Origin of the sequence: Caballeronia temeraria (assembly GCF_001544795.2) — a bacterium.
Classification (GTDB): domain Bacteria; phylum Pseudomonadota; class Gammaproteobacteria; order Burkholderiales; family Burkholderiaceae; genus Caballeronia; species Caballeronia temeraria.
Genome location: NZ_FCOI02000005.1, coordinates 99993 through 122212, shown reverse-complemented (window position 1 = coordinate 122212; position 22220 = coordinate 99993). Strand labels below are relative to the sequence as shown.

22 protein-coding genes are annotated in these 22220 nt (G+C 64.2%); 12 read left to right on the top strand and 10 right to left on the bottom strand.

Annotated elements, in window-relative coordinates:
• Nucleotides 1-164 precede the first annotated feature (164 nt).
• Nucleotides 165-1253, top strand: coding sequence for an AI-2E family transporter (locus AWB76_RS09845; RefSeq protein ID WP_061160169.1), 1089 nt, complete (start codon nucleotides 165-167; stop codon nucleotides 1251-1253).
• A 10-nt stretch (nucleotides 1254-1263) separates the two neighbouring features.
• Here the strand turns inward: AWB76_RS09845 and AWB76_RS09840 are convergent, their stop codons facing one another.
• From AWB76_RS09840 to pcaH, 3 genes are all read right to left on the bottom strand, one after another.
• Nucleotides 1264-1569 carry a DUF2288 domain-containing protein gene (locus AWB76_RS09840; RefSeq protein ID WP_061159963.1) on the bottom strand — a complete coding sequence of 102 codons (306 nt, stop codon included), beginning with the start codon at nucleotides 1567-1569 and terminating at the stop codon, nucleotides 1264-1266.
• 85 nt (nucleotides 1570-1654) lie between these two features.
• Nucleotides 1655-2263: a protocatechuate 3,4-dioxygenase subunit alpha gene (pcaG, locus tag AWB76_RS09835; RefSeq protein ID WP_061159962.1), complete on the bottom strand. Its 609-nt coding sequence runs from the start codon at nucleotides 2261-2263 to the stop codon at nucleotides 1655-1657.
• Between the two features lie 7 nt (nucleotides 2264-2270).
• On the bottom strand, nucleotides 2271-2972 hold the full coding sequence (pcaH, locus tag AWB76_RS09830; protein ID WP_061159961.1) for a protocatechuate 3,4-dioxygenase subunit beta: 702 nt from the start codon (nucleotides 2970-2972) through the stop codon (nucleotides 2271-2273).
• Between the two features lie 115 nt (nucleotides 2973-3087).
• On the opposite strand from pcaH, the gene pcaQ reads away from it, so the two are divergent.
• Together pcaQ and AWB76_RS09820 are read left to right on the top strand one after the other, a co-directional pair.
• A complete protein-coding gene (gene pcaQ, locus AWB76_RS09825; RefSeq protein WP_061159960.1) occupies nucleotides 3088-4026 on the top strand; it encodes a pca operon transcription factor PcaQ in 939 nt (312 codons plus the stop codon).
• 115 nt (nucleotides 4027-4141) lie between these two features.
• Nucleotides 4142-4609, top strand: coding sequence for a response regulator transcription factor (locus tag AWB76_RS09820; RefSeq protein ID WP_061159959.1), 468 nt, complete (start codon nucleotides 4142-4144; stop codon nucleotides 4607-4609).
• Nucleotides 4610-4616: 7 nt separating this feature from the next.
• On the opposite strand, the gene AWB76_RS09815 is transcribed toward AWB76_RS09820, so the two are convergent.
• Nucleotides 4617-5330, bottom strand: a complete 714-nt coding sequence (locus AWB76_RS09815; protein WP_061160168.1) for a lysophospholipid acyltransferase family protein — start codon at nucleotides 5328-5330, stop codon at nucleotides 4617-4619.
• Between the two features lie 156 nt (nucleotides 5331-5486).
• Between AWB76_RS09815 and pip the strand changes: the two genes are divergently transcribed.
• Nucleotides 5487-6476, top strand: coding sequence for a prolyl aminopeptidase (gene pip, locus AWB76_RS09810; RefSeq protein ID WP_061159958.1), 990 nt, complete (start codon nucleotides 5487-5489; stop codon nucleotides 6474-6476).
• A gap of 13 nt (nucleotides 6477-6489) precedes the next feature.
• Here pip and AWB76_RS09805 read toward each other — a convergent pair whose 3' ends face one another.
• Complete coding sequence (locus tag AWB76_RS09805; RefSeq protein WP_244173292.1) at nucleotides 6490-7710, bottom strand: EAL domain-containing protein; 1221 nt, start codon at nucleotides 7708-7710, stop codon at nucleotides 6490-6492.
• A gap of 302 nt (nucleotides 7711-8012) precedes the next feature.
• On the opposite strand from AWB76_RS09805, the gene AWB76_RS09800 reads away from it, so the two are divergent.
• From AWB76_RS09800 to AWB76_RS09790, 3 genes are all read left to right on the top strand, one after another.
• Nucleotides 8013-8435 carry a hypothetical protein gene (locus AWB76_RS09800; RefSeq protein ID WP_061159957.1) on the top strand — a complete coding sequence of 141 codons (423 nt, stop codon included), beginning with the start codon at nucleotides 8013-8015 and terminating at the stop codon, nucleotides 8433-8435.
• 653 nt (nucleotides 8436-9088) lie between these two features.
• Nucleotides 9089-9763 (top strand): N-acyl amino acid synthase FeeM domain-containing protein, encoded by a 675-nt coding sequence (locus AWB76_RS09795; protein ID WP_244173291.1) that lies wholly within the window; start codon nucleotides 9089-9091, stop codon nucleotides 9761-9763.
• Nucleotides 9764-9916: 153 nt separating this feature from the next.
• Entirely contained in the window at nucleotides 9917-12886 is a 2970-nt protein-coding gene (locus AWB76_RS09790; protein ID WP_061159955.1) for a putative bifunctional diguanylate cyclase/phosphodiesterase, read from the top strand.
• Nucleotides 12887-12896: 10 nt separating this feature from the next.
• Here the strand turns inward: AWB76_RS09790 and AWB76_RS09785 are convergent, their stop codons facing one another.
• Entirely contained in the window at nucleotides 12897-13106 is a 210-nt protein-coding gene (locus AWB76_RS09785) for a hypothetical protein (protein WP_061159954.1), read from the bottom strand.
• A 171-nt stretch (nucleotides 13107-13277) separates the two neighbouring features.
• Between AWB76_RS09785 and AWB76_RS09780 the strand changes: the two genes are divergently transcribed.
• On the top strand, nucleotides 13278-14501 hold the full coding sequence (locus AWB76_RS09780; protein ID WP_061160167.1) for an ROK family transcriptional regulator: 1224 nt from the start codon (nucleotides 13278-13280) through the stop codon (nucleotides 14499-14501).
• 2 nt (nucleotides 14502-14503) lie between these two features.
• On the opposite strand, the gene AWB76_RS09775 is transcribed toward AWB76_RS09780, so the two are convergent.
• On the bottom strand, nucleotides 14504-15127 hold the full coding sequence (locus tag AWB76_RS09775) for a LysE family translocator (RefSeq protein ID WP_061159953.1): 624 nt from the start codon (nucleotides 15125-15127) through the stop codon (nucleotides 14504-14506).
• A gap of 129 nt (nucleotides 15128-15256) precedes the next feature.
• On the opposite strand from AWB76_RS09775, the gene AWB76_RS09770 reads away from it, so the two are divergent.
• The 3 genes from AWB76_RS09770 to hutI all read left to right on the top strand — a co-directional run bounded on the left by AWB76_RS09770 (nucleotide 15257) and on the right by hutI (nucleotide 18770).
• The gene (locus AWB76_RS09770; RefSeq protein WP_061159952.1) at nucleotides 15257-15721 is read left to right on the top strand and encodes an Lrp/AsnC family transcriptional regulator; all 465 of its coding nucleotides are present in this window, start codon (nucleotides 15257-15259) and stop codon (nucleotides 15719-15721) included.
• Between the two features lie 140 nt (nucleotides 15722-15861).
• On the top strand, nucleotides 15862-17556 hold the full coding sequence (hutU, locus tag AWB76_RS09765) for a urocanate hydratase (protein ID WP_208606558.1): 1695 nt from the start codon (nucleotides 15862-15864) through the stop codon (nucleotides 17554-17556).
• Nucleotides 17553-18770: an imidazolonepropionase gene (gene hutI / locus AWB76_RS09760; RefSeq protein WP_061159950.1), complete on the top strand. Its 1218-nt coding sequence runs from the start codon at nucleotides 17553-17555 to the stop codon at nucleotides 18768-18770. The genes hutU and hutI overlap by 4 nt, the downstream gene beginning before the upstream one ends.
• Nucleotides 18771-18838: 68 nt before the next feature.
• Here hutI and AWB76_RS09755 read toward each other — a convergent pair whose 3' ends face one another.
• The gene (locus tag AWB76_RS09755; protein WP_061159949.1) at nucleotides 18839-19090 is read right to left on the bottom strand and encodes a GlsB/YeaQ/YmgE family stress response membrane protein; all 252 of its coding nucleotides are present in this window, start codon (nucleotides 19088-19090) and stop codon (nucleotides 18839-18841) included.
• A 204-nt stretch (nucleotides 19091-19294) separates the two neighbouring features.
• On the opposite strand from AWB76_RS09755, the gene AWB76_RS09750 reads away from it, so the two are divergent.
• Nucleotides 19295-19783 carry a hypothetical protein gene (locus AWB76_RS09750; RefSeq protein WP_061159948.1) on the top strand — a complete coding sequence of 163 codons (489 nt, stop codon included), beginning with the start codon at nucleotides 19295-19297 and terminating at the stop codon, nucleotides 19781-19783.
• Nucleotides 19784-19880: 97 nt separating this feature from the next.
• Here the strand turns inward: AWB76_RS09750 and AWB76_RS09745 are convergent, their stop codons facing one another.
• The gene (locus AWB76_RS09745) at nucleotides 19881-21704 is read right to left on the bottom strand and encodes an OmpA family protein (protein WP_061159947.1); all 1824 of its coding nucleotides are present in this window, start codon (nucleotides 21702-21704) and stop codon (nucleotides 19881-19883) included.
• Nucleotides 21705-21843: 139 nt separating this feature from the next.
• On the bottom strand, nucleotides 21844-22080 hold the full coding sequence (locus AWB76_RS09740; RefSeq protein WP_061159946.1) for a hypothetical protein: 237 nt from the start codon (nucleotides 22078-22080) through the stop codon (nucleotides 21844-21846).
• Between the last annotated feature and the right edge of the window lie 140 nt (nucleotides 22081-22220).

Sequence of the window (22220 nt, the reverse complement as noted above, 5' to 3'; positions counted from 1 at the left end):
GCGTCTATATCGAGTCTCGATTATAGGGAGCGCGAAACGTGCATTCTGTAAATAAGCTTGCTTGATGGCTCGCATCGAGTGGAATGATTCGTGCGTGATTACAATGCTGGCGAACGTTTTATGTTTTGCCGATCATCGATATCACAACGAAGGACGAATCATTCATGCCGATCCAGCCGCGCAACGACCCGACATCGGACTCATCCGAGCGCACGCACAAGATGCAGCGCACGGCTTCCGCTGCGCTCTACACGGTGCTCGTGCTGGTCGCGCTCTATACGGCGCGCGCCTTCATTCCGGCGGTCGTATGGGCGAGCGTGATCGCCATTGCGCTCTGGCCGGCGTTCGGCTGGCTCGAACGCCGGCCGATGTTCAAGCGGCATCACACTCTGCTGGCGGTCGCGCTGACGGCGGCGATCGGGCTGCTGTTCGTGGTGCCGTTTTTCATCGTCGCGGCGCAGACGGCGAACGAAGCGCACGACATGCTTCACTGGTTCCACGAGGTGCTGCGCACCGGCATTCCGATGCCCGCATTCGTCGAACATCTGCCGATGGGCGCGCAGCAGGTCGCGCGCTGGTGGCAGCAGAATCTGTCGACGCCGCTGGAGGCATCGCCCGCGGTGAAGAATCTGCACAGCGCGACGGTCGTCGCGATGACGCGGCACTTCGGCGGACGCGTCGTGCACGGCATCGTCATCTTCGGCTTCATGCTGATGACGCTCTTCTTCGTGTTTCTGGCGGGCTCGAAGCTCGGCGAGCAATTGCTCGCGGGCTCGCGCCGGGCGTTCGGCCCGGACGGCGCCGCGATCGTGCGCCGCATGGCCGATTCGGTGCGCAGCACGGTGGTCGGGCTCGTCGTCGTCGGACTGGGCGAGGGCGCGCTGCTCGGCATCGCTTATGCGGTGACGGGCGTGCCGCACGCCACCTTGCTCGGCATGCTGACCGCCGTCGCGGCGATGCTGCCGTTCTGCGCGCCGATCGTCTTTCTCGGCTCGGCGCTCTGGCTGCTCGCGCAAGGCTCGATGATCGCGGCGGCGTGCGTCGCCGTGTTCGGGCTGATCGTGGTGTTCGTGGCGGAGCACTTCGTGCGGCCGGTGCTGATCGGCGGATCGGCGCGGCTGCCGTTCCTGCTCGTGCTGTTCGGCATTCTCGGCGGCGCGGAGACGTTCGGGCTGATCGGGCTGTTCATCGGCCCGGCGCTGATGACGATTCTCGTCGTGCTGTGGACGGATTACGTCGTCGAGCGGAAGTAGAGCAGTTCGCTCAGGCGCGTTCCTGCACGCACACCCACGGCGACAGCACGACCGCCCACAATTGCGGATCGCGCGCGGCGAGATCGGCGGCGGTCTCGGCCTGCATGCGTTCGATGAGACCCGCTGAAAGCCATTGCGCGACCTGCTGCTTGTCGTCGTTGGCGATGGCTTCGGCGGCGCTCACGAGATCGAGATCGCCCTTCACCCAGATGAGCTTGCCTTGCGCGAAGAAGCGTTCCAGTTCGGACCAGCCGATCTGGGCGGTTTCGCTGAGGAGCTTGACGTAGAGCGGGCTGGGCGTGGGGGCGTCGGACATGAGAGAAAGCGGAAAAAACGAAAGGCGACCGACACTATAGCGCAGTGCCGGACGCCTTCGTTTCAAACAACAGCTGCGAGAAACGTTACAGGTCGAAGAAAACCGTCTCGTTCGGGCCGCGCAGATGCACGTCGAAGCGATAGATCGTGCCCGCCGAACCCGGCTTGGCCGACGCGTCCGCCTCGCGCTTCGCGATCAGCGTGTGACGGCGCTCGGCCGGCACGCTTTGCAGCACGGTGTCCTTCGCGTTGGCTTCGGTTTCGTCTTCGAAGTAGATGCGCGTGTACGTATGCAGCAGCATGCCGCGCATCAGCACGATGACGTCGAGGTGCGGCGCGGAATCGTCGGCGGTTGCGCCCGGCTTCACCGTATCGAAGATGAAGCGCAGCTTCGGGTCCGTGCCGGTGCCGCAGCGCGCAAAGCCGCGAAAGCCCGACTCGCGCGCTTCCTGCGAGGTCTGCACGTAGCGGCCGTTCGCATCGGCCTGGGCGATTTCGATGAGCGCGTCGTTGACGGGCTTGCCTTCGGCGTCGAACACGTTGCCGACGACGGCGATATGCTCGCCCGGCACTTCACGATCCGCCGCCGATGCGGTGAAGAGGCTCTTCAGATCGAAGTTGTATTGCTCGGGCACCAGGCCGTAAGCGAAGTACGGTCCGACGGTCTGCGAAGGGGTTTGTTTGAGCGTGGTCATGTTCGTCTTACTCCGTCGGCGTTTGGTCCGGGCCGCGCAGCACGATGTCGAATTCGTAGCCGAGCGCGTAGTTTTCCTGCGTCGTGTCGATCGAGAAGGCCGAGACGAGACGCTTGCGCGCGTGCTCGGGAATGCCTTGATAGATCGGATCGAGATCGAGCAGCGGATCGCCGGGGAAATACATCTGCGTGACGAGGCGCGATCCGAAGTATTCGCCGAAGAGCGAGAAGTGGATGTGCTGCGGACGCCACGCGTTCGGGTGATTGCCCCACGGATACGCGCCCGGCTTGATCGTCATGAAGCGATAGCGGCCTTCGTCGTCGGTCAGGCAGCGGCCCGCGCCGAGGAAGTTCGGATCGAGCGGCGCGTCGTGCTGGTCGGCCTTGTGCACGTAGCGGCCGGCGGCGTTCGCCTGCCACACTTCCACGAGCGTGTTGCGCACCGGACGGCCGCCTTCGTCGAGCACGCGGCCCGTCACGATGATGCGCTCGCCGAGCGGCTCGCCGTTTTTCGCGGCGTTGCGGGTCAGGTCGTTGTCGAGCACGCCCAGATCTTCAGCACCGTAGACCGGCACGCGCCGGTTGCGCAGATTTTCCTTTAAAGGAATGAGCGGCAGGCCCGGGCTGCGCAGGATCGACGACCGGTAGCCCGGCGACAGATACGCGGGATGGGATTCCCAGTCACGCGGCGTGAGGATGGGGGAGGTCATGTCGACTGTCTCCTGTATTTGTGGAAGTTGAATAGGATGTTTCTGACGGCTACTTTATATAACGACGCAAGTTATGGAAAATGATGTTTTGTGCCATCTTGCATAACGGATCGTCATGGATACCGACTTCACCAACACCCGCGTCAAGTTCCGGCATCTGCAGTGTTTTCTGGCCGTCACGCAGCTCGGCAGCGTGCAGCGCGCCGCCGACAGTCTGTCGATCACGCAGCCCGCGGTTTCCAAAACAATCGGCGAGCTCGAATCCATTCTAGGCGTGCGGCTCTTCGAGCGCGGGCGGCGCGGCGCGGTGCCCACGCGCGAGGGGCGGCTCTTCGCGCCGCATGCGAGCGCGTGCGTGGCGTCCTTGCGCGAGGGCGTCGACATGCTGTTGCGCGAGCGCGGCGACGTGCCGGGATCAGTGGCGCTGGGCATTCTGCCGACGGTCGCGCCGGTGCTGCTTTCGCCCGCGCTGATCGCGTTCCGGCAGCAGTGGCCGGCGGTGTCGCTGTCCGTCTGGACGGATTCCAACGCGCTCCTGCTGGAAAAGCTGAAGGCGGGCGATGTCGATCTCGTCGTAGGACGGCTGTCCGAGCCGGAAGCGATGCACGGGCTGTCGTTCGAGCAGATTTATCGGGAGCCGCTTGCGGTGGTCGTGCGCCGCGAGCATCCGCTCACGCTCGAAACGCCGCTCACGCCCGCGCTGCTCGCGCGCTTCGTGATCGTCGTGCCGCCGTTCGGCACGCTGATCCGGCAGTCGGCGGAAAGCGTGCTGACCGCGTTCGGCGCGCACGCGCTGACGGCGCTCGTCGAGACGTTGTCGGTGTCGCTCGGGCGCTCGCTCGCGATGAACAACGACGCCGTGTGGTTCGTGCCGGCCGGCGCGGTCGAGCAGGACATCGGGCTCGGGCTGCTCGCCGCGCTGCCGATGCCGTTCGCGGGCACCGACGAGCCCATCGGCCTGATCCGCCGCAACGACTCCGCGCGCACGCCGGTGGAGGAGACGCTCGTCGACGCGCTGCGCGAAGCGGGCCGCTCCCGCGCCAGGAGCAAATGACCGGTGCCGCCCGGCGGCGCGCAAGTTGCTGAAGCAGCATTTACCGCGCAGATTTGGCGCGAAAGAAATACTATGACAAAAGGCTTTGTGTACGAGGCGACTGCAACCAACGCCGATGGTCGCAGTCACATCCGGGGTTATCCGCAGCCTTTGCGCAGCCTTTGTCTTAGACGTCCCGCCGCACGCACGCGCCGCTCTCGAACATGTTCGCAAGATGAAGACTGTACTGCTCGTCGACGACGACCCCGCCACCATCGAAGCCTGGACCCTCTGCATGCAAGGTGAGGATTGCAACGTCTTATGCGCGTTCGACGGCAACGGAGCGCTCACGATACTGAGCGAGCAGAGGGTGGACATCGTCGTATCGGACTGGATGATGCCGGGTCTGGGCGGCGCGCTGCTCTGCCAGACGATGAAGAACGACGCCGCCCTCGCGCACATTCCTTTCCTGATGATTTCGGGGCATCCGAATCCGCCCGCGTTCGTCAGCTACGACGGCTATTTGCGCAAGCCCGTCGACATGGGCACGCTGATCGCCGCGGTCAACCGGCTGTGCGCCGCCAAAAAGCGGCCTCTGTATTGATCGCCGGTTAGCGCAACACCGCCAGCGCTTCGTCCATCTGCGACTGCGCGAGGCGGTTCAGTTCCTGCGGAATCTGACAATCGAGCGGCAGGCACGGTGTGACGATCACGCGGATGTGCCCCCCGCGATCCGGCCAGCCCTTCGCCGGCCAGACCTTGCCCGCGTCGTGGACGACGGGCACGACCGGCACCTTCGTCGCGCACGCGAGACGCACGCCGCCGGATGCGAGCTTGAGCGGCGCATCGTGCGCGACGCGCGTGCCTTCCGGGAAAATCACGACCGAATCGCCTTTTTTGAGCCGCACGGCGCATTCGCGCGTGACCGCGGTGTGCGCCTGACGGATCGAGCCGCGATCGAGGCTCACCATGTCGAGGCCGCGCAGCACCCAACCGAAAAACGGAATGTTCATCAGTTCGTGCTTGAACACGAAGCTGATGCGGCGGGGAAAGAGCGCCATGAACGAGAGCGTTTCCCACGTCGACTCGTGACGCGACAGGATGATGCACGGCCCCTCGGGCAGATGCTCGAGTCCTTCGATCGAGCACGTGACGCCGGTGATGACGCGCATCATCGTGACCATCGCGCGGCACCAGAGCTTCGCGAGCCGGTAGCGCCCGTCGCGGCCGACGAACGGAAAGAGCGGCAGGATCACAATCGACCAGAGCGTGCCGCTGCCGAGCAGATAGGTCGCAAAGAGCCACTTGACGAGGGTGCGTCGCATCGGAATTCGGAAGATGACGGGTAGATGACGGAAGGCGGAATCCGCAAGCATAGCGTATCGGGCGAAACGCGCCGGACCGGCGTTTCGCGTCGTGCGGCGTCATCGAACGGATGCAACAATGGACGCCGGTGAAACACACAGCAAGGAAAAATCGCAATGGACAATCAATCGCCGGAGCAGTTCGACGAAGGCATGCTCGACGTAGGCGACGGTCATTCAATCTACTGGCGCGCGCAAGGCCCGCGCGACGCACCCGTGATGCTCGTCGTGCACGGCGGCCCCGGCGGCGCGATGAACCTGAAATGGGCCGAGGTGCTGGAACCGGACGCATGGCGCGTCGTGTTCTTCGATCAGCGCGGCTGCGGCAAGTCCACGCCGTTCGGCAAGCTGGAGGCGAACGGCATCGATGCGCTCGTCGGCGACATGGAAACGCTGCGCGTCGCGCTGCAGATCGAGCAATGGGCGATCTTCGGCGGCTCGTGGGGCACGACGCTCGGGCTCGCGTATGGCGTCGCGCATCCGGAGCGCTGCACGGGCTTCCTGCTGCGCGGGATTTTTCTTGCGCGGCGCGAGGACATCGACTGGTTCCTGTGGGACGTGCGGCGTGTGTTCCCGGAAGCGCATCGCGCGTTTCTCGATGCGATCGAGGCGGCGTGCGGCAAGCGCCCCGCGAATGCGCAGGACATCCTCCGAATGACCGAGGCGCCGCTCGCGCGTTTCGACGATGCCGGCACGCGGCTCGCTCGCGCGTGGACGCAGTACGAGACGACGCTTTCCGTCGTCAATAAGCCGGAGAAGCAGCCGGCCGAGGAGGAGAAGCGCCCGACCGCGGAAGCGAACGCGGCAGCTATTTCGATGGCGCTGCTCGAACGTCACTACATGGCGAACGAACTGCCGCCGATCCCGCTCTTGCCGCTCGTCGCGCGCATCGCGCATTTGCCTTGCCGGATCGTGCACGGCCGCTTCGACATGGTGTGCCCGGCCGATCAGGCGATCGATCTCGCGGCGCGCTGGCCGGGCGCGGAACTCGCGGTAACGGATGCATCGGGGCACTGGACGTTCGAGGCGGCCAATTTCGCAGCGTTGCGCGCGGGCGCGTCGGCGCTCGCGAGCGCGATCGCGCAATCGAGGAGCGCCACCGCCTGACGCGCGAAAAAAATCAGAAAATTGCGGACGCCGCTTCGGTCAGGCGGCGCCAGTCGAGATCGGCGCCGATCACGACCGGCTTCGCGGCGCGCTGCGTCGCGATCGTCAGCGTCACGCACAAGGACGTGCCCGTCACCGAGAGATACGGCGCGCTCGTGACCACTTGCTGCGGCTTCGCGTTGGCATCGACGAAATAGGCGCGATTGTCCCAGCGCCCGGTCGACGGATCGGCGATCGGCGCGAACCGCTCGGTCGGCGCTTTCGCAGCCGCGCCCGCGAGACCCGGCATGAACTCGCGGCCGCCCTGATCGAGAAAGAAGCAACTGAGCGTGCACGGCTGCGCGAGGAGATCGGCGCAGGAGGCTTCCGCCGTCGCGCCCGACGCGAAGCGCCGCGCCGCCTGCGTGAGTCCCGCGCGATAGGACAGCAGCAGCAGATCGCCCGCGAGGCGCTCGGTGCGGCGCATCTGCGCGAGCGTGTCGAACACGTTTTCGAAGAGCGGCGTGACCGCGCCGCGCTCGGCAAGCTGCGCCGACGGCATGCCGAGCAGAAAACCCTGCACGAAATCGACGTTCGAGCGCGCGGCGAGCATCAGATCCTCGCCCGTCTCGATGCCTTCGGCGACCACGAACATGCCCGATTCGTGCAGCAGATCGACGAGCTTCGGCAGCAGCGCATCGCGCATATGGGCGCTCTTCGTGCGCACGAGACTGCGATCCAGCTTGACGATATCCGGCCGCAGCGTCAGCAGCCGGTCGATGTTGGAATGCCCCGCGCCGAAATCATCGACGGCGACGAGAAAGCCCTGCGCGCGAAACGCATGCGTCGCCCGCGCGATGTCCGCGACGTCCGTGCCGCCGGATTCGAGCACTTCGATCACGAGTTGCTCGGGTGCGAGACCGGATTCGCGCGTCGCCGAGGCGAGCCGCGCCGCGTAACCGGGATCGGTGAACGTGGCCGGATTGATATTGATGAAGAGCCACTGCGCGGCGGGCAGCATCGGCGCCGCATTGCGCAGATGCGTGAGATGGCTCATCCGGTCGAGTTCGGTGAGCGTGCCCGCGACGATCGCGCGCCCGAAGAGATCGAACGGCCCGACGAGCGCGCCGCCTTCCGCCTCGCCGCGCAGCAACGCCTCGTAGCCCACCTCGCGCTGATGCGGCAGGCTGTAGATCGGTTGCAGATGCGTGCGCAGCGTGATGCCGTCGACGATTTCGGGGTGTCCGGTGAGCACGTTTCAGGCGCCCGGCGAAGGCGTACGGAAAGCGGGCGCCGGCGGACGAACGCACAAGGAGACAGTCAGGTCGATGAACGGCACGGCGGTCACGCGTTTCGGTGGGGATGCACGCAATATCGGCCGGTCGTACGCAAACTTGAGCGCGAGCTCAGCGATCCGTCGAGCAGGCTTTTGTCGGTCCGCGGTTTGCCGACGGGGCTTGCGCGACCTATCTTTGTTGGTGCGATGCTACGATCCGCCTGCAACTTAAACCGGGCCGCGCTCGTCGAAAGTTGCAACGAACCCCTAGAGAGAGATAGATGGCGCAACAAAAAACCAATCCCAAACTCGAGCAGGCGCTGACGCGCGGCGATCTCGCGATCCGCCAGGCCAACTCGGGCCGCGCCACCGCGGTGCTGCGCGCCCTCGGAAAGATGATCGTCGAGGCCTCGGCGACGATCGGCGTCGAGGCGCACGTCGTCATTCACGACGGTGACAAGATCTACGATCCCGCCGACGGCGTGTGGCCGCAGCAGTTGCTCGTTTCGCTCGACGGCCCGGTCGAGGACAACGATCCGGACGAGATCCGCACCATCATGCTGCTCGCCGATACCCCGGCGACCATTTTCCGCTGCGAATGGCAACGTGCCGACGGCAATATCGGGCGGCAGGAAGGCCGTCCACTAGCGATGGTCGCGTTCATTACCGATGTCGATATTCCCTGGCTCGACGAAGACGACTGATTTTTTAATTCGTTCAGTTGAGTTTCATACTGTCGACATGATTATGTCGTGATAGAGCGGGCGTCCTTTAAGAAGGTCGCCCGCTTTTTTATTCGGCTTCTTTCCGCTATTTCCCGTCCCAAACTTTGCGCTTTTGGCGCTTCGCACAATCTGCGAAGAAAAAGTGTAAGCAAACGTTACCGAGCCCCTTTTTAAAGTGTTTTCCAGCGTTTACGCGATGCTCCGCGACGGTTCCGCGAACGCTATTCTCCTGATTGCCTCTCCTGTCGACCGGTGGCTGCTTACCCTCGTTCTTTCCTCCTGATCGGGCTCGCATATTCCTGTGCGGCATATGCATATTCTGGTTTGCAGCGGCATCGCGATTGGCTTGCATCGCCGATTAGAGGCTTTCCTCCACGCCATTAGCCTGAAATTTGCTGAGAAACAGTGGCAAGCACGCACCCCGTTATTTGACTTCGTGAGAGGCTCGTTTCGCCCGTGTAAGGAACCAACCAATAAACGTCCTCAACACGCGGCACTTTCCAATCGCCAAGAAAAAATGGGGTCTACAAATGGAACGTCTGAACCTTGCCAACAACGCCGCCGCTAACCAAACCGAACCGGCGGTTCGCCCAACTCTCACGGTTGTCCCCGCACTTCAGAAAACGGAACGCATGCCGTTTACTATCCGTATCGTCCAGGACGACGGCGGATTGCAGAAAGCCGTGAGCATCAGACGTTCGGCCTACGGGCGGCATCTGCCCGAATTCGCCGAAAAGATGACGATCGAGCCGTCGGACCGCGATCGCGGGACTGCCGTGCTTCTGGCGGAATCGAAGCTCGACGGCGCGCCGCTCGGCACCATGCGCATTCAGACCAATGCGTACGGTCCGCTCGCGGTGGAGCAGTCGGTGCGTCTGCCCGAGCATCTGGCGACGAGCCGTCTCGCGGAAGCAACGCGTCTCGGCGTCGCGGGCGGCATGGTGGGACGCGTGGTGAAGGTGGCGTTGTGCAAGGCGCTCTGGAGTTTCTGCGAACTGCACGAGATCGATTACATGGTGATCACGGCGCGCACGCCGTTGGATCGGGAGTATGAGGCGATGCTCTTCAAGGATGTTTTCGGCGTCAATGAATTCCTGCCGATGTCGCACGTGGGCGGCCTGCCGCATCGCGTGCTCGCGAAGGACGTGGCGGCGGCGCGCCAGCGTTGGGAAGAAGCCCGTCATCCGCTCTTCAATTACATGGTGAACACGCATCATCCGGACATCGATTTGCATTCTGTAGATTTATCTTTTGACTGGGAACCGGTACGATGCCCAGACGCTCCGTTGATGGCTTACGGCAGGTGAAAAGCGCACGATCGTATTCAGGAAGGTAATAGCGAATAACCGGACCACGGGGCGGTCCGGTTGGCCAAAGCGGCGGCGAGCGGGGTCTTCGAGCTTCGCCGCCGTCTGCGCCGGCGCATTTCGCGCTGGGCGCAAACGGGGGTTTTACCAAGAATGGCGTCGGTTATTCCAGCTTCCTTATCGAGATTCAGACGCACGGGCTCGTGGATCGACGACGCGCTGTACGCGGTCGCCGTTTACGCCGTGCCGTTTTTGATTTTGCTCGGTACGATCGCGACGCTCTATTTCCTGCCGCGCCAATACGAAACGCGTGGGGCGGTGCCGCTCCCACTGCGCATCGCCGCCGATCACGCCGGCATCATGAATCCGGCCGACGCGCTCGAAGCACTGAAAGGCGCAACGCCCGTATCGCGTTACAGCACGCGTCTTTCCGAAAAGCCGGTGTGGTTCAGTTTCACGACGCCCAGCATGAGCGCGGATTTGTCGACGGTCGTCGAATTACCCTCGCGTCACGCGCAAACGCTTGCCTGCTGGAACGCCGACACCCTCGCGCCACTCGGCGAAGCGAGCCGCGACGGCGTGAGCGGCGAAATGCGCGCGGTGAAGGCGGGTTTCTCGATTACGGCCGGACGGCTGAAAGGACCGGAAAATATTCTCTGCCGGGGCACATTTTCAGGACCGGCCCAAATCAATGCATTGGCGTGGGAATGGCAAGGCCTGCGTAATTCGGCGCTCGATTTTCAGGAAAGCTCCGGACTCATCGCAGGCGGTCTGCTGACGCTCGCAGTATTCGTATTCGTCACGGCGCTCATCAATCACGAATGGACGTATGTGATTTTCGCCGTGTGGCTCGTCGGCAATCTGCGCCTGTGCGCAAATGCGATGGGCTGGGACATGCAATGGCTCGGCCGCGTGTTGCCGTCCGATTTCATTCAGCCGTTGCGGCAAATCACGTTCGCCGCGTATTACCTGCTGACCGCCGCGCTTTTTCAGCAGCTTTTCCGGCGCGAGTTGCGCGTGGTCGGATATCGCTGGCTGTTGCGCGTGATTCAGTATGTCGGCATCGTGCTGCTCGCCGCCGCGTTCGCGCTGCCGTACTCGCTTTTCATTCCGACGCTCTGGATCATCGCGGGTTTCGGCATCTGCGTGCTGCTGTTCTTCCTCGCGCGACTCGTGTGGATGGCGCGCTCACGCACCGTGCTCTGGTATGTCGCGTCGCTCGCGATCGTGCTGTTCGCCACGTTTTCCGAAGTGCTCGGCGCGGCCTTCGGGCTGAAGGTGCTCGTCGGCGGCGTGAACACGGTGATGGCCGCGCTGTCGTCGAGCATGATGGCGGCGTTCGCGATCGCCGAGCAGATGCGCGCCGAACGCGATTTCCGCCGCCAGGCACAGATGGAATTGCGCAACACCTACGAAGTCACGCCGATCGGCCTCTTCACGCTCGACGCCGACGGTCATTTCGTGCGCGCCAATCCCGCCTTGCGCGCCATGCTCGATCTGCAAAAGGCCGACTACAAGGCGCGGCACTGGAACGACTATTTCGAGGCAGGGGCGTGGGGCGCGTTGCAGGCGCTCGCATCGAAAGGCAGCGACGGCGAACTCGAAATGGGCGGCTCGCCCGAGCGCGGCACCGCCGAGCGTCGATACCTGCTGAAGGCAATCCGCTCGAACGGCTGGATCGAAGGCTCGCTGCAGGACACCACCGAACGTTCGAAGGCGGTCGAGCGCCTGCGTTTTCTCGCGGAGCACGACTCGCTGACCGGCTCGCTGAATCGCCGCGGCGTCGAGAAGGCGATCGCCGCGCAAAGCGAAGAGACGCTGCCGTGGGCGCTGGCTTACGTCGACCTCGACCGCTTCAAGCTCGTCAACGATCTCTTCGGCCATCGCAGCGGCGACGAAGTGCTGCGCCAGGTCGCGGCGCGCACGCGTGCGCACTTCACGCGCAGCTATCCGGTCGGGCGCATCGGCGGCGACGAGTTCGTCTGCGTGATGAACGACACGTCGATCGAAGACGCCATCGCGCAATGCCGCGAACTCATCTCCATTCTGTCCGATGCGCCGTATCAGGTCGGCAATCGCGCGTTCCAGGTGAAGGCGTCGATCGGTCTCGTGGAATGCTCGCAGGGCGTGCGCGTGCAGGACGCGCTGTCGCACGCGGATCGTGCATGCCGGGAAGCGAAGAAGGTCGCGCACACGCATCTCGTCACGTACCGCAAGGGCGCGGCGGCTTTCGAGGAGCGCGCGGAAGAACTGAAGCTCGTCGAGACGCTCGGGCGCAATCGCCTGCCGCCGGGACTCTTTCTCGTGATGCAGCCGATCATGTCGCTCTCGGCGCCGACCGAATCGCTCAACTTCGAAGTCCTGCTGCGCATGCGCGCCCCCGACGGCGCGACGCTGCCCGCGGGCAAGGTGATCGTCGCGGCGGAGGAATCGGGCAATATCGCCGCCATCGATCGCTGGGTCATTTCGACGCTGCTCGACTGGATCGAGGCGCATCGGCATCAGCTCGGGAACACGCAATTCATCTGCGTGAATCTGTCGGGCGGCTCGCTGAACGACGAGCAGTTCATGGAGGACATCTTCGCGCTCTTCGCCCGTCATCAGTCGATCGTGCACTACCTGTGTCTCGAGATCACGGAAAGCGTCGCGCTGCACGATCTCGAGAACACGCAGCGCTTCATCGCGCGCGTGCACGACATGGGCGGCAAGATCGCGCTCGACGACTTCGGCGCGGGCTACACGTCGTTCAAGTATCTGAAGGCGCTGTCCGCCGATGCCCTCAAGATCGACGGCGAATTCGTGCGCTCGATGTGCGCGCATCCGGCCGATATCGCGATCGTCGAGGCGATCGTCGCGCTCGCGCGCAATCTCGGCATGCGCAGCGTCGCGGAGTGGGTCGAGGACATCGATACCTTGCGCGCGCTGCAGGAGATCGGCGTGGATTATGTGCAGGGCTTCCTCGTCGCGCGGCCGCAGGACAGCTCGGCGATTCTCGCGGCGAGTTCGGCCGCGAGCTTCGTGAAGGATCCGGAAGTGATCGGCTTCGTCGAAAGCCTGTCCGAGCCTGCGCAGGCTACCGTGTTCGACTACGAATGGCACGCGCGCGCATCGGGCACGCACTGAGCCGCCCGCTTCAGACCGTCTTCATCTCGTTCAATATCTTCGCCGCCGCGATGGGAATGCGCGTGTCGTCCCATTGCGCGAGCCATTGAATCTCCTTGCGCGTGAAATAACCGGGATGGTTGCGCAGCGCGAACTGCAGCGAATCGACGATGTGATCGCGGATGATCTGCGGCGCGTTGTCGTCCTTGACGATCGCGTGAAGGGCTTCGAGTGTGCTCATGGTGTCGAGAGGGCGGGTTGATCGGCGATGACGCTCCCGCCGAACATAACCGGCTAAAAATCAGGAAAAAAATCCGCGCGGATGTTTAAATAAAAACACTGGAATTATTCGAACGGGGCGACTACATGAACGATGTCCGGCGCGCGCGCCTCTGCCGCGAGGTCCGGGGCGATGTCTGAGCGGCCGGCGCGCAAAGCCTCGATGCATTCGGTCGGCTCGAATCAGCTCGGCATGCGCCAGTTCAACGAGCGCATCGTCCTGCAGGCGATCCGGCTTCATGGTGCATTGCCCAAGGCCGATGTCGCGCGCATGACGCGCCTGTCGATGCAGACGGTTTCGCTGATCGTCGATCACCTGATCGACGACGGACTGCTCGCGAAAGAGCCGCGCTCGCGCGTGCGCGGACGCATCGGGCAGCCGTCGGTGCCGATTTCGCTGCGCGCGGACGGCGCGTTTTCCATCGGCGTGAAGGTGGGCCGGCGCAGTCTCGACGTGCTGTCGATGGACTTCGCTGGCAACGTGCGCACGCGCGAGACGCTGGAGTATCCGTACCCCGATCCGCATACGCTTTTCCCCGCGCTCGAAGAGCGGCTCGCGCGCGTCACGTCGGCGCTCGGCGACGACGCACGCAAGATCGCGGGCATCGGCGTCGCTGCGCCGTTGTGGATCGGCGGCTGGCGCGATTTCTTCGACACGCCGCCCGACGCGCTCGCGGCGTGGGACGACATCGATATCCGCGCGCGCATCGAAGCGATGACCGCGCTGCCCGTCGAATTCGCGAAGGACACGACGGCCGCGTGCGCCGCCGAGCTCGTGATGGGTCAGGGGCGCGGGGTGCGCAATTTCCTGTACGTGTTCATCGGGACGTTCATCGGCGGCGGGCTCGTCATCGATGGCCGCTTGCACGCCGGTCCGGGCGGCAACGCGGGCGCGATCGGTTCGTTGCCTGTCGCCGGCCGGACCAAAGGCGCGCGCCCGGGGCAGTTGCTGAACACGGCGTCGGTGTACGTGCTCGAAAAGGCGTTCGCCGCGGCGGGCGTGCCGGCCGCCGCCGCGCACGATGCCCGCGCGTGGTCGCCGGAGTTGCGCGCGCTATCCGAAGCGTGGATGCGCGAGACGTGTCCCGCGATCGCGACGGGCATCGCGTCATCGGCGGCGCTGCTCGATCTCGAAGCCGTGGTCATCGACGGTGAAATCGACCGTACCTTGCTGCGCGAAGTCATCGCCCGCACCGATGACGCGCTCGCCACGTTCGACTGGCAAGGCATGGCGCGGCCGCGTCTCGTCGAAGGGCAGATCGGCCCCGACGCCCGCGCGATGGGCGGCGCGATCCTGCCGCTCTACGCCAATTTCGCGCCCAAGCACGAGCTCTTCCTGAAGCCGCTCGACGCCTGAATTCAGTCCAGCGAGAGCCGCGCGGCGAACGCAAGGAGCGCGGCGGAAAAGGTCCAGCGCTGCACGGTTTGCGCTTTCGGATGACGGCGCAGCCAGCCGGAAATGCGCACCGCGCCCGCCGCGAGCGTCAGATCGAACATGAGTCCGACCGCGACCAGCACGACGCCCAGTTCCACCACCTGCGACCAGACCGGACCTGCCTCCGGTCGCACGAATTGCGGCAGCAGCACGGAACAGAACAGCAGCGCCTTCGGATTGAGGATGCTGCTCAGAATGCCTTTCGCATACGCCGAACGCAGCGTGGACGCGGTCTGCGTGGACGCCGCATCCAGCCCGAACGCGGGCGAGCGGAAAATCTGGATCGCGACATAAGCGAGATACAGGCCGCCCGCGATGCGCACGCCGTCGTAAAGCCACGGCGCACTACGCAAGAGCGCAGCCACGCCGAGCGCCGACAGCGTCACGTGCGTCGCGCGCGCGGTGATGAGCCCGGCGGCGACGGCGAGTCCGTGCCGGAAACCACGCGTGCCGCTGGTTTGCAGCACGAGCGCCATGTCCGGGCCGGGCAGCGCATAAACGACCGCGAGCGCGCCGATAAAAACCCAAAGCAAGTGTGCCGAAACCATGATGCGCTCCTGTTTAGAAGGCTTCATCGTGCCACTTCGGAAGGAGCGTTTTCTGGTATTTTGAGTCGATGATTTGGTCTGTGATGCAGGATTCCACTAGAATTTTGATATCGCATAAAGGAAAGCACCATGACCGAAATTGACCGTATCGATCGCGCGATGCTCGCCGCGCTTCAGCAGGATGGCCGCATGCCGGTGGCGAAGCTGGCCGAGCGCGTCGGCCTGAGTGAAACGCCGTGCGCGCGCCGGCTCAAGCGTCTGGAAAGCGATGGCTACATCGACGGATATCGGGCCGTGCTGTCGCGCAAGGCGCTGGAACTGGGCGTCGTCGCGTTCGCGCAGGTGCGTTTCAGCGTGCACGACCGCGCGCTGTCCGACCGCTTCGAACGCGAGATTCAGGGCATTCCGCGCATCGTGTCGTGCCACAACATTTCCGGCACGGCGGACTTCCTGCTGCAGATCGTCGCGCGCGATCTCGACGAATACGGCATCTTCATGCGCGACGTCTTGCGAACCCTTCCAGGCGTGACGGCCGTCGAATCGATGCTCTCCTTGCGCGAAGTCAAACGCGACGGCGGTTTGCCGGTGCCTTGACGATTGTCTATACAACGCGTGCCGCGAGACCACGCGGCGGGCTTCGGGATTCCCCTAATACAAGCGAAGTTGTATATACAAGAAGATGAGGCCAACTCGACACGGGTCGTTGCCCGTGTCCGTCGACATTCACTTTCTTGATGCGCAGGAGCCAATCCGTGACTTCGTCCTCCCGTTTTCGCGACACCGAGATCCGCGCGCCGCGCGGCACGCAACTCAACGCAAAAAGCTGGCTCACTGAAGCGCCGCTGCGCATGCTGATGAACAATCTCGACCCCGAAGTCGCCGAGAATCCGAAGGAACTGGTGGTCTACGGCGGCATCGGCCGGGCGGCGCGCGACTGGGCGTGCTACGACAAGATCGTTGAAACGCTGAAGCGTCTCGAAGCCGACGAAACGTTGCTCGTCCAGTCGGGCAAGCCTGTCGGCGTGTTCAAGACGCATGAAAACGCGCCGCGCGTGCTGATCGCGAATTCGAATCTCGTGCCGCACTGGGCGAACTGGGAGCACTTCAACGAACTCGACGCGAAAGGCCTCGCGATGTACGGCCAGATGACCGCCGGAAGCTGGATTTACATCGGCAGTCAGGGCATCGTGCAGGGCACGTACGAGACGTTCGTCGAAGCCGGGCGGCAGCATTACGGCGGCGACCTCAAAGGCCGCTGGGTGCTCACCGCCGGTCTCGGCGGCATGGGCGGCGCGCAGCCGCTCGCGGCGACGCTCGCGGGCGCGTGTTCGCTGAACATCGAGTGCCAGCAGAGCCGCATCGATTTTCGTCTGAAGACGCGTTACGTCGATGAACAGGCGACCGATCTCGACGACGCCCTCGCGCGCCTCCAGCGCTATACGTCTGAAGGCCGCGCGATTTCCATCGCGCTGTGCGCAAACGCGGCCGATGTGCTGCCCGAGCTCGTGCGCCGCGGCGTGCGCCCCGACATGGTCACCGATCAAACGAGCGCGCACGATCCGCTCAACGGTTATCTGCCCAAAGGCTGGACCTGGGCGCAGTATCGCGACCGCGCGCAAAGCGATCCGGCGGCGACCGTGAAAGCCGCAAAGCAGTCGATGGCCGAACACGTGCGCGCGATGCTCGCATTCCGCGAACAAGGCGTGCCGACCTTCGACTACGGCAACAACATCCGCCAGATGGCCAAGGAAGAGGGCGTCGAGAACGCGTTCGATTTTCCGGGCTTCGTGCCGGCGTACATCCGTCCGTTGTTCTGCCGCGGCGTCGGGCCGTTCCGCTGGGCGGCGCTGTCGGGCAATCCCGAGGACATCTATAAGACGGATGCCAAGGTCAAAGAGCTGATCGCCGACGACGCGCATCTGCATCGCTGGCTCGACATGGCGCGTGAGCGCATCAGTTTCCAGGGCTTGCCGGCGCGCATTTGCTGGGTCGGTCTCGGCCTGCGCGCGAAGCTCGGCCTCGCGTTCAACGAAATGGTGCGCAACGGCGAGTTGTCCGCGCCGGTTGTGATCGGCCGCGATCATCTCGATTCCGGCTCGGTCGCGAGCCCGAATCGCGAAACCGAAGCGATGCAGGACGGCTCGGACGCCGTCTCCGACTGGCCGCTGCTCAACGCGCTGCTGAACACGGCGAGCGGCGCGACGTGGGTGTCGATCCACCACGGCGGCGGCGTCGGCATGGGCTTTTCGCAGCACGCGGGCGTCGTGATCGTGTGCGACGGCAGCCGCGAAGCCGATGCACGCATCGCGCGCGTGCTGCACAACGATCCGGCGACGGGCGTCATGCGCCACGCCGATGCTGGCTACGACATCGCGGTCGAATGCGCGCGCGAAAAAGGCCTCGATCTGCCGATGATCGACAAGCGATGAAAAAGCTCTGGCACCACTGCCACGCCGCGACGATGACCGGGGGCAAGTATTCGGTCATCGAAGACGCGGCGATTCTGACCGGCGGCGCGCGCATCGAATGGATCGGGCCGCGCGCGGCGGCGCCGGATTTCGGCGATGTCGAGCATATCGATCTCGACGGCGCGTGGGTGACGCCGGGTCTGATCGACTGTCACACGCATCTGGTTTTCGGCGGCGATCGCAGCGGCGAATTCGAAGAGCGGCTCGAAGGCGTGAGTTACGCGGAAATCGCGGCGCGCGGCGGCGGTATCGCGAGCACGGTGCGCGCGACGCGCGAAGCCAGCGAGGACGCGCTGTTCGAAGCGGCGAAAGCGCGCGCGCTCGGCCTGCTGCGCGAAGGCGTGACGATGCTCGAAGTGAAGTCCGGCTATGGGCTCGATCTCGCGAACGAACGCAAGATGCTCGCCGTCGCGCGGCGTCTCGGCGCGACGCTGCCGCTGAACGTGCGCGCGACCTGCCTCGCGGCGCACGCGTTGCCGCCCGAGTACGCGAATCGCGCGGACGATTACATCGCCTATATCTGCGATGAAATGCTGCCCGCGCTCGCCGCAGAAGGGCTCGTCGATGCCGTCGATGCGTTCTGCGAGCACATCGCGTTTTCGCCGCAGCAAGTCGAGCGCGTGTTCCGATGTGCGCGCGATCTGGGCGTGCCGGTGAAGCTGCACGCGGAGCAGTTGTCGTCGTTGCACGGGTCGTCGCTGGCGGCGCGGTATCGGGCGTTGTCGGCGGATCATCTCGAATACATGACCGACGACGACGCAGCCGCGATGGCGCAATCCGGCACCGTCGCCGTGCTGCTGCCGGGCGCGTTCTATATGTTGCGCGAGACGCAGTTGCCGCCCATCGACGCGCTGCGGCGGCACGGCGTGCCGATCGCGCTCGCGAGCGATCTGAACCCGGGCACGTCGCCGGCGCTGTCGTTGCGGCTGATGCTCAACATGGGCTGCACGCTGTTTCGCCTGACGCCGGAAGAAGCGCTCGCCGGCGTGACGAATCATGCGGCCCAAGCGCTCGGCTTGCAGGCGACGCACGGATCGCTCGAAGCGGGCAAGGCCGCGGATTTCGTCGCCTGGCGAATCGGCAGGCCTGCGGAGCTTTCGTACTGGCTCGGCGGCGTGCTTCCCGGTCGCGTCGTGCGCGGCGGCTCGCAAGTCGATATCGAGCGCATCGCCTGATGAAACAAACGCCTCGCCCGAATCCGGACGAGGCGTTTCGCCAAAAAGAGAAACGGTACGGCGCGGCGTTACGTGCGCTTGCGGATCATTCCCCAGATGACGAGCAAAATGATCGCGCCGATCACGGATGCGATCCATCCAGCCGGCTGTCCCGGCTGATACCAGCCGAGCGCGCGGCCGACATACCCCGCGATGAGTGAGCCGGCAATGCCGAGGACGATGGTCATGATCCAGCCCATGCTGTCGTCGCCCGGCTTGAGTGCGCGCGCGATGAGACCGACGACGAGTCCGACGATCAAAGTACCGATGAATGCAAGCATGCGGTCGCTCCTTGACTGAGTTTTAAGGCTTCTTGACTGCTTTGCAGATGGATTCCGGACGGTCCCGGTCTATTCAAATTAGCACGGCGCAATGCGTTTGGGTATGACACTGGCCGTTCGGCCAATCCGCAGAGCACGAACGATGCCGCGATCCCCGCCAAGGTAAAATTCTTCGCATTGCCTCACTGCGTGCCTTGCAACGATATGACCGATTCCGAATTTCCCTCCACCGACGAAGCGATCCACGAAGACCGCCTCTGGCGCGACGACGGTTGGACCGCGCGCGTGATCAAGAACGAAGACGACGACGGCTGGGCCGTCGAAATGATTCAGGCGGGCGAGGCGGAACCCGCGCTCGTCGGCCCGTGGACGATGGGCCGCGACAAGAAAAACCCGAAGCCGCTCGATGCGGGCGCGTTCCGCACGCTCGTCAAGACGGCGTCGGAAGTCTTGCGCCGGCACGAACAGCAGCGTCACGCGATGCTGAACAAGAACGTCACCATCGACGTGCAGGGTGAGGACGTCACCGTCACGCTGGAGATCGTTCCGGATGAAGACGATCCCTACGCCAATCTCAAAGCCTTCGATGCATACGGCGCGCAACTCGCGCACGTGCGCGTGTCGCCGGCATTCAAGCTGACCAAGACGAGCGCCGAGCGCTGGGCCGAGAACGATTTCGAAAAGCCGAACTGAAACCGCAGCAAAGCGCGCCTCGCGCGCGCAACGAAAAACGCCGTCGCACTTTCGCGCGACGGCGTTTTGAGAAACCTCTCACGCGTCAGACCGGCGCTCAGCCTTTTCTGACGACGAACTCGATGCGACGATTCGCGAAACGTCCGCTGGCGGTGTCGTTATCGGCGATCGGATTGGTGTCGCCGTAACCTGCGGCCGTGAGCGATTGCGGCGGCACGCCGTTACGCACCAAATAGCCGCGCACCGCCTGAGCGCGCTCCTTCGACACTTCCAGCTTCGCCGCCGGCGTGCCCGAGGTATCGGCGTAACCCGCGACTTCGAGATTCACCATCGAACCTTTGGCCGCGCAATTTTTGAGCAACTGCGCCGTCTCGCCGAGCGTGGCGAACGCGCTTTCCGGCACTTGCGCACTCGAACGCGCGAAATTGACGACCTGAAGGTCGAGCACGCGGCTCAACTTGTCGCCGGAGCAGGGCGTTTCCGTGGCGAGCAGGCTCTTCATCGCATCGCGGAAGGATTGCGTCGCGGTGGCGACCGCGCCATCGGCGTCGAACGCGGCGACCTGGAACATGCCGCCGAGCGCGCTCTTCAGGCGATCGGCCCAGCCGAGCTTCGCGTTTGCGACCGCGCCGCTCAATTCGACTTTCGAGCCGGTGATCTTCGCTTCCGCGCCCGGCACGGCCATGAGCGGGAAGAAGTCGTTCAGACGCGCGAGCCACGTCGCCGGGCGCGTTTCCGGCACGACGGATACATTTGCCGTGTAGGCCTTTCCGAAGCGAGCCGTCAACGTGTCGATCAGATGCTTCTTCTCCGCTTCGGTGCCGACCGTCGCTTCGATTGCCGGAGCGCCAGCCGCGCTCACGTTGAACAGCAGTTGCGCGTCTTTCCACGACGCGGGCGCGAACTTCGATTCGGAAGCGCTTTGCGGCGCTGCTGCCGTTGTGATCGATGCATCGATGGGCGACGCTGCCGGCGCGTCATGGGCGACCGGCGTGATCGACGGCACGTCGGCCGATGCCGCCGCCGGCGCGCTGGCGACCGGCTGCGTGGCGGGCGCCGCGCTCAGATCGACGCTGTCCGTATGCGTGAAGCCGCGGTAATAGACCAGCGCGAGGATGACAGCCAAAACCGCGAAAAGCAGCCAGATCCATTTATTCGACCGCTTCTGCGCGGGCTGGAGCAACGGCGCGCGCATGGGGGGCGCGACAGGCGGCACGGCCGGCGGGGCCGACTTGGGCGGCGGCGCCGTCTGCGTGGCGGCTCTGACGACAGGCTCGGGCGCAATCGCCACGGGCGCCGCGACATCGCCTTCGGTGTGCGGTTCGAGGCTCGACGCAACCGTGTTGAGCCGAGGCGTGATGCAACTGGTGAAGCCTTCGGTATTACCGACGCCGATGGCCGTTGCGACCGCGTTCGACATCGACGCATTGATCTCGCCGACCTGGTCGCGCAGGAGCTTGGGCACGTGCGCCAGTCCCCATTGCGCGAGCAGGAAATGGCGCTTCATGATGCCGAACAGCACGGCGGAGAAGATGCCGGCGAGCGCCGACGTAGCTTGCGTGGGAACGCCGGTTTCGATCGAAACGGCGTCGGTCAGTGCATCGACACGCTGGCCTGTCGCGACCGCGGCGAGGGCGTGACCGTCGCTTTCGAGCTGTTTGAGGCCGGCGGTCGTTGCGATCAGCTTGGCGAGCTGATCCGCGACGTGAGCGTTGGTTTCCGGCTGCATGATGACGGAGAACACCGACTGCGAGCCTGGCACGAGCGTCGCCCGGTCCATCAGAGACGCGACGAGTCCGGGCGCGATACGTGCCGCGAGTTGCCGGATGATCTGCCCGGGAATGCCGAACTTCTGCGACAACTGCTCCGCGATGTTGTCCGAGATCGCAGCGTTGACTGCCTGGACCAGATTGATGCTCATCGACTGAATTTCCTTTCTACAGGAGCGCTTGATGCAAGCGCGAGGGCGCTGCGGATTCTATATGCACAGTTATCCTAAAAAGAAACGTGCAAGCTTCTTTACAAAAACGGCGCTCCGCGACAACGCTCAGTGCGCGCTTTTAGCGTGCGCGCGGGCTCAGTTCCGAGAAAAATCTGAAAATGCGTCGGCCGGCGATGGTGAACCACGACGGCTCCGCGGGCGCGGATTTCGCGTCATTCACGGAAAGCGCGACGATCGACAGCAGCGAATGGGAGTGGATGAGCGTGCGGTATGAAGCATCGAGCGGCGACGTCCACGCGCAGCTTCGGCAATCGTGCTTCGAGCACATATTGCAGGGAGGTTGATCGCGGTTCATGGCAGAGTCCTTTACAAGTATCCGCACATGATCTTCGATACGCTATGGTAAGGCGATCAGAGGCTTCCGATTGAACTCTTGGTTTCGATCTCGGAAATTAGGACAAAACTGGCGCGATGAATCCGGCACTATTTCACCGA